The sequence below is a fragment of the Chitinophagales bacterium genome, assembly GCA_020636535.1.
Taxonomy (GTDB): Bacteria; Bacteroidota; Bacteroidia; order Chitinophagales; family JADIYW01; genus JADJSS01.
Genome location: JACJXT010000011.1, coordinates 1,996,095 through 2,011,214 on the forward strand (window position 1 = coordinate 1,996,095; position 15,120 = coordinate 2,011,214).

General features: G+C 29.6%; 12 protein-coding genes. 4 read left to right on the forward strand and 8 right to left on the reverse strand.

The window, feature by feature from the left end; translation table 11 throughout:
* Positions 1-43: 43 nt before the first annotated feature.
* From aroC to H6553_09225, 6 genes are all read right to left on the reverse strand, one after another.
* Positions 44-1,135 (reverse strand): chorismate synthase, encoded by a 1,092-nt coding sequence (gene aroC, locus H6553_09200; protein MCB9034001.1) that lies wholly within the window; start codon positions 1,133-1,135, stop codon positions 44-46.
* A 165-nt stretch (positions 1,136-1,300) separates the two neighbouring features.
* Complete coding sequence (locus H6553_09205; GenBank protein MCB9034002.1) at positions 1,301-1,918, reverse strand: ABC transporter ATP-binding protein; 618 nt, start codon at positions 1,916-1,918, stop codon at positions 1,301-1,303.
* The gene (gene lpxA, locus H6553_09210; GenBank protein MCB9034003.1) at positions 1,915-2,688 is read right to left on the reverse strand and encodes an acyl-ACP--UDP-N-acetylglucosamine O-acyltransferase; all 774 of its coding nucleotides are present in this window, start codon (positions 2,686-2,688) and stop codon (positions 1,915-1,917) included. Before lpxA ends, H6553_09205 begins: the two co-directional genes overlap by 4 nt.
* A gap of 109 nt (positions 2,689-2,797) precedes the next feature.
* Complete coding sequence (locus H6553_09215; GenBank protein MCB9034004.1) at positions 2,798-4,327, reverse strand: bifunctional GNAT family N-acetyltransferase/carbon-nitrogen hydrolase family protein; 1,530 nt, start codon at positions 4,325-4,327, stop codon at positions 2,798-2,800.
* A gap of 1 nt (position 4,328) precedes the next feature.
* Positions 4,329-4,742 carry a BrxA/BrxB family bacilliredoxin gene (locus H6553_09220; protein MCB9034005.1) on the reverse strand — a complete coding sequence of 138 codons (414 nt, stop codon included), beginning with the start codon at positions 4,740-4,742 and terminating at the stop codon, positions 4,329-4,331.
* 19 nt (positions 4,743-4,761) lie between these two features.
* The gene (locus H6553_09225; GenBank protein MCB9034006.1) at positions 4,762-5,085 is read right to left on the reverse strand and encodes an SUF system Fe-S cluster assembly protein; all 324 of its coding nucleotides are present in this window, start codon (positions 5,083-5,085) and stop codon (positions 4,762-4,764) included.
* Positions 5,086-5,258: 173 nt separating this feature from the next.
* On the opposite strand from H6553_09225, the gene H6553_09230 reads away from it, so the two are divergent.
* From H6553_09230 to H6553_09240, 3 genes are all read left to right on the forward strand, one after another.
* A complete protein-coding gene (locus H6553_09230) occupies positions 5,259-7,283 on the forward strand; it encodes a KUP/HAK/KT family potassium transporter (GenBank protein ID MCB9034007.1) in 2,025 nt (674 codons plus the stop codon).
* Positions 7,284-7,438: 155 nt separating this feature from the next.
* Positions 7,439-9,796, forward strand: a complete 2,358-nt coding sequence (locus H6553_09235; protein MCB9034008.1) for a TonB-dependent receptor — start codon at positions 7,439-7,441, stop codon at positions 9,794-9,796.
* Positions 9,797-9,842: 46 nt separating this feature from the next.
* Complete coding sequence (locus H6553_09240; protein MCB9034009.1) at positions 9,843-10,796, forward strand: DUF4249 family protein; 954 nt, start codon at positions 9,843-9,845, stop codon at positions 10,794-10,796.
* Between the two features lie 21 nt (positions 10,797-10,817).
* Here H6553_09240 and H6553_09245 read toward each other — a convergent pair whose 3' ends face one another.
* On the reverse strand, positions 10,818-11,159 hold the full coding sequence (locus H6553_09245; protein MCB9034010.1) for a hypothetical protein: 342 nt from the start codon (positions 11,157-11,159) through the stop codon (positions 10,818-10,820).
* 615 nt (positions 11,160-11,774) lie between these two features.
* Here H6553_09245 and H6553_09250 point away from each other — a divergent pair.
* A complete protein-coding gene (locus tag H6553_09250) occupies positions 11,775-13,310 on the forward strand; it encodes a hypothetical protein (protein MCB9034011.1) in 1,536 nt (511 codons plus the stop codon).
* A gap of 173 nt (positions 13,311-13,483) precedes the next feature.
* Here the strand turns inward: H6553_09250 and H6553_09255 are convergent, their stop codons facing one another.
* Complete coding sequence (locus H6553_09255; protein MCB9034012.1) at positions 13,484-15,094, reverse strand: hypothetical protein; 1,611 nt, start codon at positions 15,092-15,094, stop codon at positions 13,484-13,486.
* Positions 15,095-15,120: the final 26 nt, after the last annotated feature.

Genomic DNA, 15,120 nt, shown 5'->3' on the forward strand with positions numbered 1-15,120 from the left:
AAAATTCTTAACAAATGTAAAGTATATTGCTAATATAAATATATTATTTTATATTATTTAATTGACTTGTTTTGTTTTGTAGTAAATGGTCTGTAATAACTAAAGCAGCCATTGCTTCTACAATTGGAACAGCTCTTGGTAAAACACAAGGATCGTGTCTGCCTTTTCCACTAACAGTAGTATCATTACCAAATTTATCTACAGAATGTTGTTCTTGCATAATAGTTGCCACAGGTTTAAAAGCAACATTAAAATAAATGTCCATACCATTGCTTAATCCACCTTGAATGCCACCAGAAAAATTAGTTTTGGTTTTTATAGTGCCATTATCGTTATAAAAAATATCGTTGTGTTCGCTGCCTTTTAAATTCAATCCACTAAAACCACTACCATATTCAAAACCTTTACATGCATTAATACTTAGCATAGCTTTACCTAAGTCTGCATGTAATTTATCAAAAACTGGTTCGCCTAAACCAACTGGAACATTTTTAATTACACCAGTAACAATTCCACCAATTGTATCGCCTTGTTTGCGTATTTCTTTGATATAGTCTATCATTTGATTTGCCATAGTTTCATCTGGACAGCGAACAATATTGCTATCAATTTTGGATAAGTCTAATTGAGTATAATCTTTGTCTAACTGCAAATGTCCAACTTTTGAAACATAGGCATAGGTTTGAATATTAAACTGTGCTAATAGTTGTTTGGCAATAGCAGCAGCAGCTACACGAGCAACGGTTTCTCTAGCAGAAGTTCTTCCACCACCTCTGTAATCTCTAAAACCGTATTTATTTTCATAAGTAAAATCGGCGTGAGATGGTCTAAAGCTATCTTTGATATGATTGTAATCTTTAGATTTTTGGTCTTCATTTCTAATTAAAATAGCAATTGGCGTACCTTGCGTTTTGCCTTCAAAAACACCTGATAGAATTTCAAATTCATCTGCTTCTTTTCTTTGTGTTACAATAGCAGACTGTCCTGGTTTTCTTCTGTCTAATTCATTTTGAATAAAACTATTATCAATAGTTAAACCAGCTGGACAACCATCAATAATTACACCTAAACCAACACCATGACTTTCGCCAAATGTGGTAATCTTAAATAATTTGCCAAACGAATTTCCAGCCATAGTGCAAATATAAAGAGAATGAGTTTAATTTAATCTTATATTGAGTATAGAAACTTTTAAAAGATTTCTAGAATCAAGATTTTTTTGAAGTAATAGCTTCCGAAATGAATTCGGAATGTTGGTTTGTGTAATAAAGTATTTAGCCCTATTTTAAATGAAATCATTCTATTTATAATCGTTGATGTGTAAATGGTGTTTACAGAATTCGTATTCTATTGGTTGATTGGAACTGATAATTAAAGTTTTATTATTGGTATATTTTTCTATCATATGATGATACCATTGAATTGAATTTTCATCGAGATTGGTAGTTGGTTCGTCTAGTAAAATAGCTTCAACATCAGATAATAAAATCAAACCTAATTTTACTCTTTGTTTCATTCCAGATGATAGTTGTTTAATACTTTTATTTTTAGCTTTTTCTAAATCTATAATTTGTAGAAATTCTTGTACATTGTTAACTGCCATAGTTTTAAATGAAGCATGAAATTCATACATTTCTGTAATGGTAAATTCGTTGATTAATTCTACATATGGAGCAGCATATCCTATAGCTTGATTAATGACATCATCACTACAATCATTTTTATTTTGAATATTGTATGCTATTTTTCCAAAGCTTGGCAACATACCATTGGCTATTATTTTAAGTAGTGTAGATTTACCACTTCCATTATTTCCTAGAATGGCATATTTCTCATTAGGTAAAAACTGATAATTTATTTTTTTAAATATCCATTCGTAGCCAAATCGCTTGCTTATATCTGTTAATTGAATAGTCATATTATTCCTTTTATAATACCTCTTGATGCTTCATTAACAAACTGAACAATTTCTGTTTTATAAATTGAACTAGGAATATCTTGTTCTATTTTTTCGAGTGCTTGAGATGTATTTAAACCACTTCCAAATAATAGTCTATAAATATCTTGTATTTGATGAATACTATTTACATCAAACTGTTGCCTTTTTAATCCAACTACATTAATGCCAGCATATTGTGCAGGATTTCTCATTACTGTAATATATGGTGGAACATCTTTACCAATCATACTTCCGCCAGAAATAAAAGCATGTTTTCCTATATGTGTAAATTGATGTGCTCCACTCATTCCACCAAAATAAGCATAATCATCTATAGTAACATGACCTGCTAAATTGGTTGAATTAGCTAAAATGCAATGTTTGCCAATCATACAATCGTGAGCAATATGTACATAAGCCATAATTAAACTATGGCTACCAACAACAGTTTTTCCACTAGCACTAGTTCCTCTATTTATAGTAGCACATTCTCTAATAGTTACATGGTCGTGAATTTCTACTGTAGAATATTCTCCGTTGAATTTTAAATCTTGAGGAACAGCTCCAATTACAGCATTTGGGAAAATAGTACAATTATTACCGATTCGAGTTCCAGCATAAATAGTTACATTATTAGCAATAGTACAATTATCGCCAATAATAACATCATCATCTATAAAAGAAAAGTAACCAATAGTAGTTTGATTGCCAATTTTAGCATTTTGATGTATGAAGTTTGTCAATACAATAGTTTGCTTGCAAAAATAACAAATTAGACTAAGAATAAAGCAAGTGTGTTAGAATAAAAGTATTGAATGGATATGTCTTATACCAATTAGCATTCAATAAGAATAATTATTATTTTATATATTTTAACTGATATAAATCTTTTCTACGGTCTTTTAGATTTTTTACACTACCAAACTGGTGTAATTCTCGTAGTAAATCTAAATCAACATCGGCAATTAAAATCATTTCACTATTTGGTGTAGCTTCTGCTTTTATTCCATTTGTTGGAAAAGGAAAATCACAAGGCGTAAATACCATAGACTGAGCAAACTGAATATCCATATTATGCACTTTTGGTAAATTGCCTACACTTCCTGCAATAGCAACATAGCATTCATTTTCTATAGCTCTAGCTTGAGCACAATGTCGCACTCTTGAATAACCATTTTGAGTATCTGTTAAAAAAGGAACAAATAAAATGTCCATGCCATCATCTGCTAGAATTCTACTCAATTCAGGAAATTCTGAATCGTAGCAAATTAGAATACCAATTTTACCACAATCAGTATCGAAAGTTTTTAGCGAATTACCACCTTGTAAGCCCCAAACTTTTGCTTCATCTGGTGTAACATGTAGTTTTTCGTAGCGTTCAATACTGCCATCTCTTTTACATAAATAACCTACATTGTACAATTTTCCATTAACCAACTCAGGCATACTTCCTGTAATAATATTGATATTATAAGATATAGATAATTCATTAAATTTTGCTACAATTTTACTAGTGTGTTTTGCTAAATTTCTAATGGCTTCTGGTTCTGACAAATGATTGTCGTCTGCCATTAATGGTGCATTAAAATATTCTGGAAACAGTGCAAAATCACTTCTATAGCTAGAAACAGCATCTACAAAAAACTCTACTTGTTGCATTAATTCGTCTAAGTTTTTATACAAACGCATTTGCCATTGTACTAAACCTAATCTTACAACAGATTTTGTATGAGTTAATTTTTTATTTTTCTTTTCGTAATAGATATTGTCCCACATAAGTAAAACAGCAAATTCATTTGAAGCTGTATCGCCTTCCAAATATCCTTTTAAAACTTTATATGGATGAAAGTCGTTAGACATTTGAAAATTTAAAACAGGATCGTGTATTTCTTTTCGTTTTACTTGCTCTATGTATTCTTTAGCAGAAATTTTATCAGCGTATTTGTGATAGTTAGGAATTCTTCCACCAAAAGCAATCCCTTTTAGATTAAGTTTTTCGCACAGTTCTTTTCTATAATCGTACAATCGTCTGCCTAATCGTAAACCTCTAAAATCTGGTTTAATAAAAACATCAATTCCATACAATACATCTCCATTGTTATTATGTGTATTAAATGAATAATTATCTGTTATTTCTTTATAAGTATGTTTATCTTCATACTTACTGTAATCAACAATAATAGACAAGGCACAACCAGCAATTTCTCCATTTACCTTAATAACAACTTGTCCTTTTGGAAATTTATCAATTAAAGCTTTAATGTGGTGTTTTTTCCAAAAAGCATCTGGCATGGTTTGATAAGACTGAATCATTGCCTCTTTCAGTTCATCATAGTCATTGATGTTTAATAGCTGTAATTCTATATTTTCTATTGCTTGGCTAGACATCTTAGCAATACTCATTAAAAGCAGCGACTAAATTATCAGCTATCATTTGAGCAGGTCTGCCTTCAATCATGTGTCGCTCTATAAAGTGTACTAATTTTCCATCTTTAAACACACCCATACTTGGCGATGATGGTGGAAACGGAAAAGTATATTCTCTTGCTTTATCAACTGCACTTTTATCAACACCAGCAAAAACGGTAATTAATTCTTGTGGTTTTTTATCGTTTTTAACAGATGCAATAGCCGCAGGTCTTGCATTGGCAGCAGCACAACCACAAACCGAGTTGATAACTAAGAATACAGTACCTTCTTTTTTGTCTAATATTTCTTGAACCTCATCGGCAGATTTTAATGCAGTAAAACCAGCATTGGTTAATTCAGCTTCCATTGGTTTGGTCATTTGTTCTGGATACATATTTTTGTTTTTTTGTTATTTATAAAAATCCAAGTTCTAATTTTGCTGTCTCGCTCATCATTTCTTGATCCCAAGGTGGATCGAAGACAATATCTACAGTAACATTTTTAACACCTTCAATTTCTTGTATTTTTTCCTGAACTTCTGCAGGTAAACTTTCTGCTGCTGGACAATTTGGTGCAGTCAATGTCATGGTTACTACTACATTATTATCAATATCAACATCTATACCATAAATCAATCCTAATTCATAAATATTGATAGGAATTTCTGGATCGTATATATTTTGAACAGCAATTATTGCCTCATCTTTAATTTCCATAAAGGTTTTTTCTGCTATCATTTAGCACAAAGATACGCAATCTTAATTAGAATGAATTTAAATAAGTTTAAATTTTTGTAACGGAAATTAAAACACATTGTAATAATGCGATAAAATAAACTTAATTAAAATACAACTGCCTAATAATTCTATATGGTGAAAAATAGGTCAACTTTGTAACAATTTTCAAAAGTATGTCTTCAGAACATCATGTTAATCACAAAAGACCAAGTGCATTAGGATTTTTGCTTTCACTAGGAATTATTTATGGCGATATTGGTACTTCACCACTCTATGTTTTTAATGCGATTATTGGCGATAGTATCATTACTAAAGAATTAGTCTATGGTGGTGTGTCTTGTGTATTTTGGACATTGACACTCTTAACAACAATAAAATATGTCATTCTAACGCTTAGAGCAGATAATAATGGCGAAGGTGGAATTTTGTCGTTGTATGCTTTAATTAGAAGATATAAAAAATGGGCAGTTTATTTAGCTATTATTGGTGCTGCAACTTTATTGGCAGATGGTATTATTACACCACCAATTTCTGTTTCTTCTGCAATTGAAGGTTTAAAAATGAACGAAGAAGCTACTATGACGATTGCTATAATTATTATAGCTGGATTATTTATTATACAACAATTTGGTACAAAATCTATAGGCAAGTTATTTGGTCCAATTATGTTAATTTGGTTTTTGACTTTAGCCATTTTTGGAATAATTTCTATTGTAAAACATCCTCAAATTTTTGAAGCATTAAATCCGTATTATGCCTTTAAACTATTATCTAATAATTTATTAAATGGTGGCATTTTTATTTTAGGTGCTGTATTTTTAAGTACTACTGGTGCAGAAGCATTGTACAGCGATTTAGGTCATGTTGGTAGAGCAAACATTAGAGCATCATGGATTTTTGTAAAAACATGTTTGATTTTAAATTACTTAGGTCAAGCTGTTTGGTTATTACAATACGAAGGTCAGCATTTAAATGGTAGAGTTTTCTTTGGTTTGTTTGATGAAAATGGTTTGCATTTCTACGCAGTTGCCATTGCTACTATTGCAGCTATTATTGCATCGCAAGCATTAATTTCTGGTTCATTTACTTTAATTTCTGAAGCTATTCGTTTGAAATTGTGGCCTAAAATGGCAATCAAATATCCTACAGAAATGAAAGGACAACTTTATATTCCAAGAATCAATTGGATGATGTTGGCTGGTTGTATTTTTATGGTTTTTCACTTTAGAAATTCATCGAATATGGAAGCTGCTTATGGTTTAAGTATTACTATTACTATGCTAATGACTTCTGTATTGCTGAGTATTTATATGTGGACACAGCGTATAAAGTTTACATGGATTATAGTATATCTCGTTGTATATTTAACAATAGAAATTGGCTTTTTGTCAGCCAATTTGAGAAAATTTCATGAAGGTGGTTACATTACAGTAATTGTTGCTGGTGCTTTAATTGTAGTGATGTATGTTTGGTATAGAAGCAGAATTATTAAAAACAGATATGTTGAGTTTGTACCTATTAAAGATTTTTTAGAAGCACTAGAAAATTTATCAGTAAATAAAGAAGTTCCTAAATACTCTGACCATTTAATTTATATGACTGGAGCAGAACACAAGTCTGATGTAGAACAAAAAATCATGTATTCTATTTTTAATAAGAAACCAAAACGAGCAGATTTTTATTGGTTTATACATGTCAACACAGTTGATAATCCATATGAAACTGATTATACCATTACTACAATCATTCCATCAAAAGTATATAGAATAGATTTATTTTTAGGATTTAGAGTAGAGCAAAGAATTCAAGCCATGTTTAGAAAAATTTTGATAGACATGAAAGATAGAGGAGAAATTGCTTATGACGAAGGTTATCAAAAAATATTACAGAAAAAAGCATTAGGCGATTATCAATTTATAGTAATGGAAAAATATTTGAATATTGATAATTTATTAAATTTCAAAGAAAAACTAACTATGCGACTGTATTTCTTTCTTAAAAAATTCTCATTAAGTGAAGAAAAACACTTTGGCTTAGAAAGTAATTATGTAAGTATAGAAAAACTGCCATTAATTGTAGCAACTCAAAATGAACCAGCTTTAAGAAGAATAGTTATTGATGAAAAATCACATAAAAAACACTACTTACGAAAAAACGAAATTTCCATTACTTATCTATTTGATAAATACAAAGAGTAGAATTTTAAGCTGTTTTTAAACAGTATGCTATTAGAAATCTTAATGCATCAAGCTATTTCACAAATTAGTTAGTGGTTCATCAACTAAAAAGTTCATAATTAAATAAATCTATAAGATTTTTTAATTTAATATTTAGACTTAATTTAGATGCTTCAATGAAAAATACTCTAGTTCTAATTATTTGTTTTTTACTAAGTGCAAGCTTACAAGCACAAGAGAAATTTACACTAAGTGGATATATCAAAGATACAGCCAATGGCGAAGCTTTAATTGGTGCCAATATTTATCTAGCTGATAGCAATTTAATAGGAACAACGACTAACTTATATGGTTTTTATTCTATTACGCTACCACAAGGAAATTACAAAGTAGCATACTCTTTTTTAGGATACAATACTATTACTAGACAAGTAAATCTAAATCAAGATGTTCGATTAAACTTAGAATTACAAGAAGAAGGCGAAGTAATGCAAGAAGTTGTGATTACTGGCGAAAGAAAAGACGAAAATGTTACTAGTACTGAAATGGGAACAATAGAGTTGTCTGCCGAACGCATTAAATCTATTCCAGCTTTACTAGGCGAAACAGATGTTATAAAAGCACTACAACTATTACCAGGTGTGCAAGCTGCTGGCGAAGGCAATTCAGGAATTTATGTGCGTGGTGGTGGTCCAGACCAAAATATTGTATTGTTAGATGATGCTATTGTGTACAACACTGGACACTTATTTGGTTTCTTTTCTGTTTTCAACAACGATGCAGTACAAAATACGACACTTATAAAAGGAACGATGCCACCAGAATATGGCGGTCGTTTGTCTTCTGTGATTGATGTTCAAATGAAAGAAGGTAATAATAAACGCTTTCAAATGGATGGAGGCATTGGTTTAATTAGTTCTCGATTAACACTACAAGCACCACTACAAAAAAATAAAAGTTCATTTCTTATTTCTGGTAGAAGAACTTATGCTTTTGACTTAGCACAACCTGCTTTAAAGAAAACAGATTTTGCTGGTACTAATTATTATTTTTATGATTTAAATATAAAAGCTAATTATAAATTTTCTGATAAAGATAGATTGTATGTCAGTGGATATTTTGGACGAGATGTTTTCAAATACAATTCTGTAGCCAATCAAACAAAAGTAAATATTCCTTGGGGAAATGCTACAGCTACAGTTCGATACAATCATTTATTTAGTGATAAATTATTTATGAATGTTTCTTTCATTTTTAATGATTATAAATTTGAATTTAAAGGAGAACAAACCGATTTTGCTTTTCAAGCGAATTCTGGCGTAAGAGATTATAATGCAAAAGTAGATTTAGATTATTTTCTATCACCAAAACACAAATTGAAGTTTGGTTATATTTATACGCATCATAGAATGACACCAACTTTAGCTTCTGCTCGTTCTGGCGAAACTACTTTTAATACAGATAAAGTAGGACGAAAGTATTCACACGAAATGGCTTGGTATATTCAAGACCAATGGGAAATTAATCCAAAACTACGATTTGATTTTGGTTTTCGCTTAAGCTACTTTCAATTTAAAGGACCATATCAAGATATTCAATCTACGGCGGTTTCTTCAGATACAATTACTTATAAAAAAGGAGAAGGTATTAAATCGTATGTTGGACCAGAACCACGAATTACCATGCGTTATTTAATTGATAAACAAAGTTCTTTTAAAGCAGGAATTGGTCTAAACTATCAATACATACACTTAGTGTCTTCGTCTAATAGTACGCTTCCTACAGATGTTTGGGTGCAAAGTACTAAGTTGGTTAAACCACAAATGGCATTACAATATTCGGTTGGCTACTTTAGAAATTTTAAAGACAATATGTTTGAAGCATCTGTAGAATTATATTTTAAACATTTATGGAATCAAATTGAATATGGTGAAACATATGTAGCAGAACTTAATCAAGACCAAGAGAAAGGATATGTTTTTGGAAAAGGAAAAGCATATGGTGCAGAATTTTTTATTAAGAAAAATAAAGGCAAACTCAATGGTTGGATTGGCTATACTTTATCTCGTAGTGATAGAAAGTTTGACGACTTAAATCAAGGAAAAATATTTCCTGCAAAATACGATAGAACGCATGATTTGTCTATCAACTTAGCTTACGATTTGAATAAAGAATGGACATTTGCTACAACTTTTGTTTATGCTACAGGAAATGCGTTTACGCTTCCAACCGAAAGATATTTTATAGAATTTGGCATTGTTACTGGTTATGGCGAAAGAAATAGTTATAGAGTACCAGCGTATCATAGAATGGATATTGGTTTGACTTATAATCCAATTCCTAAAAAACGACCAGACAGAAAATTTAGGTCGAGTTATAATATTTCTATTTATAATGTGTATAGTAGAAAAAATGTATATTTTATTTATTACAAAGTAAAAGGAAATTTAGTAAAAGGAAATTTAAGCACAGCACCAGTTAAAGTATCTATATTTCCTATAATACCATCATTTACTTGGAATTTTAAATTTTAATATGAATAATTATAAATCATATATTATATTTATAATGTCATTTTTTATGATATTATTTTATACCAATTGCGAAAAAGAAATTGATATTAATTTACCAGCACCAGAAAACGCAGTTGTAGTAGAAGGTCATATAGAAAATGATATGCCACCATATGTTCTATTGACTAAAAATTCAGCTTTTTTTGGCGGAATAAATCTCAATGATTTGGCAGCATATTTTATTAGTGGTGCTTCAGTTAAAGTCATTCATCAACAAGATACTATAACACTTAAAGAATACAATTATACTAATATTGATGAAATGTCTGATTCATTAAGAGAGAAAATAATTTTCTTAATGGGATTATCTGTTGTAGATACTAGTAGTAGTAATATTTTAGATGGATTTGCTTTAGCAACGATTTACACCATAGATGAAAGCGTAAATCCAAATTTTGTAGGAGCATTAGGTGGAACTTATCAACTATTAATAGAAGTTGATGGAGAAACGATTACTTCAACTACTACCATTCCAGCTTATACAGTTGGTTTCGATTCACTTTGGATTGAATCACATCCAAATGCAGATTATGCTGATGAGTATTTTCAACTATATGGTTTCTTAAATGATCCAAATACTACAGAATTTTACCGGTATTTTACCTTCAGTCAAAAAACTTCTTTGCTCATTTCTGATAATTCAGTTTTTGATGATGCCTTTTTCAATGGACAACGATTTGAAATTTTTATACCAAAAGGTAGAAGAATAGGCAATAATAGCAATGATGAAACTGGTTTTGATGAAACCAATGGATACTGGAATAATAATGATTCTATACTCAATGTAAAACTATGTATTATAGATAAACCACACTACGATTTTTGGCGAACATTAGAAAGTAGCAGAAATAGCCAAGGAAATCCATTCGGTTCATTTGTATATGTAAAATCTAATATTATTGGTGGTTTAGGAATTTGGGGTGGTTATGCTACTAGAACACAGTCGTATTATAGATATTAATTATTTTAATAGCAGAACTAATTATTTTTTACTAAACATAGTTGGCGAAGTATACCATTGTTTAATTTCATAATGTAATCTGCCTGATTTTACTGCTGGATCATTCAATACAATTTCTTCAGCAATTTCGTAAGTTGCTACATCAAGCACCATTAGACCTTTCCAAAAACCATCATCTGCAAATGGACCAGCTAATTTCAAAACGCCTGTTTCTGCCAAATGATTAATATTGGCTAAATGTTGTTTTTGAATTTCTGCTATAGTTGAGTCATCTTGCGTTCTATTTGGTCCTGTAGTTAACATTACAAAATAATACGGTTTTATCTGCTCTTCTAATTTTTTCTTTTTTGCAAAAATATTCATTGATATTAAAAATATTATTAATAAAAATATTATTTTAAAATTACTCATATTTGTTAATTTACAAAGCTGTTTAGTTTAGATACAAATCTAGAAAATTTTTAGTAAAATAAGCTACCTTATTAAGGCAGAGTTCAGAAGTATTAAATATCAAAAAGAATAAGTTATTATATTATGTCTCTTTATAATCATTCGCCTATCAAAAATATACTTTTAAAAATATGATAAAATATCATTCATTTTTTTTCACCTTTTGATTTAAAGTAGATTCTCAAGACATTTTTTCAAATAAGTATTTAATACTTTTTTATTTGTTAACCTAAATTATGCACTAGATACTTTTTATACCATGAGTTGCACACATGGTTGCTCAAATTAAAGTATTTAATACTTCTCTAAATAGAAAGTGCGTAGTACTTCAACTTTATTAGCACTAGCTTTTATGTGTAGTTACGCAACCTTAAAATCCTATTTTTGCTAATGCGTAATTTCGGTTTATTGATGGTCATTCAGTGATAGGTAGATATATCTTAAATTAGCGTTTCTAAATTTGTGAAATTTTTGTATAATTTTCTCTTATTACAAAGTCTAATCCATAATTTAGGTTAAATTTATGCAATGATTTCTAAGAAATTTATTTTTAGCTTCTTTCTTTGTATAGTACTTTTGTTGGTACTGTTTTATATTTTTCCACAATATTTAAAGCCAGCAGAAAGCTCTACAGCTAATTATATTTATGTAGATAATATTATTAATAAAGGCATTTTTACTTTTAATAGATTATCGGAACAAAGATATGATGATAGTAAAAACTTTTTGTTTGTAGCCAGTTTGTATTTTGTAGTTAAGACACTTCATTGTAGTACTTATTATGCATCGATAATAATAAGTGCTATTAGTTTATTTTTTAGTATATTCTTTTTATTTAGAATTGTAGATTCTAGATTTCAACGGGTTAATTTATTGATTGTAATCAGTTTGTTTTTAAGTACGCAACTTTGGTTGGGTCTTTTAGGTGATGAAGTTTTGTTTAATGGCTTAATTTTAATTTTGGCTATTCGCTCATTTTGGAAACATCGATATAGTTGGTTGTTAATTTGGACAGTTGTAAATGCGATGTGTAATTTTTATACGCTGCTGTATTTGTTGCCTTTAATTATAGTAAGTTATAGAGATGTTTTAGACTTAAAACGACGAAATAGAGCTAAATTTTTATTGGCACGATTACGAAAAACAATTATATGGTTTGTAATTCCTTTTGCTGCTTATTGTTTTTATAGAAAATTATATTTCGGACGAATATTACCTTATCATTGGCATGGCAATTCTTTTCTAAATCAAGATAAAGATTGGTTTTTTTATAAATCAGCAGTACAAACAGCAATACAATACTTAAGATTTTACTTACTACCATTAGTTATTGGTATTGTTTTTTACTTTATCAAAGAAAGAAAAAAAATAAATATAAGATATTACGCATTAATAGTTGGATTAATTATTATTCCCATAATACATCAATCAACAATAATACAAGATGAAGACTTTGGTTTTAAAAATTATTATCCTATTTATATTGCACTGATAACTATTACTATTTTATTTATAAGAGATTTTAGGTCTTTGTCGCAAGAAATTGCTTTGTATATTTTTATTTTATTTTTTGGATGGAAGACATTTAAGCAGAGTAGTATTGCTGCTGCTCAGTTTGGAAAAAGCAATTTGTATAGTTTGGCTACCGAAATAGATACTATAAAAAATGGTAAAATGTTGGTTTACTATGATAATTATTTTAGTTGGTTAGCTAAAGAATGGGAAGTTGAGTTCTTAAACAATAAACATACTACACTACCTATTAAAAAATATGAAGCATTAGATTATACAAGTGTAGATGCTGAGCTTATTTTTCCGTTGAAATTAATTGGCGATGATTATCAAGATAAATATCAATTATTTCAATTGCCTGTGAGTACTAGACAATACCAACAAGATACTACGACTACCGTTTTAGTAGATAAATTAATACATCAACTGATTAATAAAATGCCAACAAAAGAATTACCATATATTAATGTATTGGTTTGGAAGTATAGTGGCAATTATAAAGAAATGCAAACACTACTAATAAAATATGGTGCAAAAGAAATTGTGGAATAGTTTTTTTAGTAATGAGTATTTAGATTTTTGCAGCAAGGTTATTAGAGGCAAGATTGTTAGTATAGCATTTTTTGCTAAACTTGCCTGTCTCTATCTGTTGGCAGACATGGTATCGAACAGGTAGATTTCAGTATCTTTTATAATGTAATCATCTTCAACTGTACGAACTATTACTAAAAATCAGTGTATCTATTAAATAAATCGGTAGCAAAGCTTAAACCAAAATAAGTTTGTTGACTTTTAAATACATCGTTTTTGTGTTGCCTATAATTTATATTGGCTTGAATAGACATATTTAATTTTGGATTGATTAAATATCCACCTTTAACATTCAATGCAATTAAATTCGTTTTTATTCCTTGTAAAAAGTTATTGTTATACGCTGCATTTAAATCTGAGGCAATTAAATAATCGGTTACAAAAATATTGCTTCCATTGTGTTGATACAAAGCATCTAAACCTTGTTTGGCATATTGTAACTGAGCTGATGCAATCCAATGTTTGTTCCAATAGTTAATTTTTAAAATGGCTTCATAAAAATTGGCACCTAATGGATGTGTTAACGACTGATTGAAATTGGTATAGTTTTGTGCTGGTGTTTTATGTGCAAAAACGAAAGGTCGCACTACATTAAACTCTGTAATAACATCTAAATGTTTGACTTTAAAAATATCCAATGCTTTGTAACCAAACTGTGCTGCTACTTTAGTTCTGTAAAAACCTCGTCCTCTCCTTGCCTTAGCAACATCCATATCATCTAACACTACTTGTATGTACAAATTGTTTTTTGGATTTGGTCTAAAGTTGAAATTAAATCCTAAAATAACATTATCTGGCGAACCTAAACCAAACTCAATTGGACGAATAAACAGTAAAGGATTTAAGTAATTCCACTCTAAACCTCTTGTTCTATTACTATCTGCATGATACCATGTAACACCTTCAAAAAAGCCAAACTGCATCCACTTAGCAACATCTACACTTAAATAATGATAAGAACCATATTTAGTTTTAAAATTTGATGGATTATTATCTATATTAAATATATCTGCTTCGCCATAACGCATTACATTTAATAAATACACATATTTTATTCTCCAAAATTGTGTACTCATTCTAAAGTAAGGATAATTAGAAGCATTATCACTCAAGAAAAAAGAACGATAACCTTCACCCCAAAATTGTTTATCGTTTCCTACTTGTAGGTTAAAGTATTTATTTGGACTAAATGACAAGTAACCACTCATCATATTAGAATTAATACTATTACTGTTGATATTTGCTTTTCTATATCCAGTTAAAACACCATATTCTTGTGCATACTGTTTTATTCTACTGTAATAATCTTCATTAACACCTTGATATGTAAAAGACAAAGACACTTTTCGACCTAAGTCTGCATTTAATTGAGCACCATAGCCAACACTATACTGAAAATTTTTCTCTTTAATGTCATAACCAAACTGAGCATCTATAATTGGATTAACTGCAAAGTAAAATTGAGGTTTCTTTTTTGCTCTCAAACTTACTAAGTCACCTTTAGTTAAACCAAACTTAAAACCAGTACTATTGGTATCTGGTAGTGCTAGTTCATTTTGTACATCATCTAATGCTTGATACACTTCTTGCATATTGTACGGTTTTATAGCAGTATGAAAGTGTGCCTCTGGTTTTATAAATCGTTGTACTCTATTATTCCAATCGTAATTTAAAGGCAAATTTTGTTGCTGTGCAATACAGAAGATAGGTAATAGAACTAGTAAAAAGCTTTTTAATATTTTCATAAGGTGTTCAGACTGCTAATTTAATA

Excerpts from the sequence above, each read along its gene's own strand:
- aroC (MCB9034001.1), bottom strand. The coding sequence starts at position 1,135 with ATGGCTGGAAATTCGTTTGGCAAATTATTTAAGATTACCACATTTGGC.
- H6553_09205 (MCB9034002.1), bottom strand. The coding sequence starts at position 1,918 with ATGACTATTCAATTAACAGATATAAGCAAGCGATTTGGCTACGAATGG.
- H6553_09215 (MCB9034004.1), bottom strand. The coding sequence starts at position 4,327 with ATGTCTAGCCAAGCAATAGAAAATATAGAATTACAGCTATTAAACATC.
- H6553_09220 (MCB9034005.1), bottom strand. The coding sequence starts at position 4,742 with ATGTATCCAGAACAAATGACCAAACCAATGGAAGCTGAATTAACCAAT.
- H6553_09225 (MCB9034006.1), bottom strand. The coding sequence starts at position 5,085 with ATGATAGCAGAAAAAACCTTTATGGAAATTAAAGATGAGGCAATAATT.
- H6553_09230 (MCB9034007.1), top strand. The coding sequence starts at position 5,259 with ATGTCTTCAGAACATCATGTTAATCACAAAAGACCAAGTGCATTAGGA.
- H6553_09235 (MCB9034008.1), top strand. The coding sequence starts at position 7,439 with ATGAAAAATACTCTAGTTCTAATTATTTGTTTTTTACTAAGTGCAAGC.
- H6553_09240 (MCB9034009.1), top strand. The coding sequence starts at position 9,843 with ATGATATTATTTTATACCAATTGCGAAAAAGAAATTGATATTAATTTA.
- H6553_09245 (MCB9034010.1), bottom strand. The coding sequence starts at position 11,159 with ATGAATATTTTTGCAAAAAAGAAAAAATTAGAAGAGCAGATAAAACCG.
- H6553_09250 (MCB9034011.1), top strand. The coding sequence starts at position 11,775 with ATGATTTCTAAGAAATTTATTTTTAGCTTCTTTCTTTGTATAGTACTT.
- H6553_09255 (MCB9034012.1), bottom strand. The coding sequence starts at position 15,094 with ATGAAAATATTAAAAAGCTTTTTACTAGTTCTATTACCTATCTTCTGT.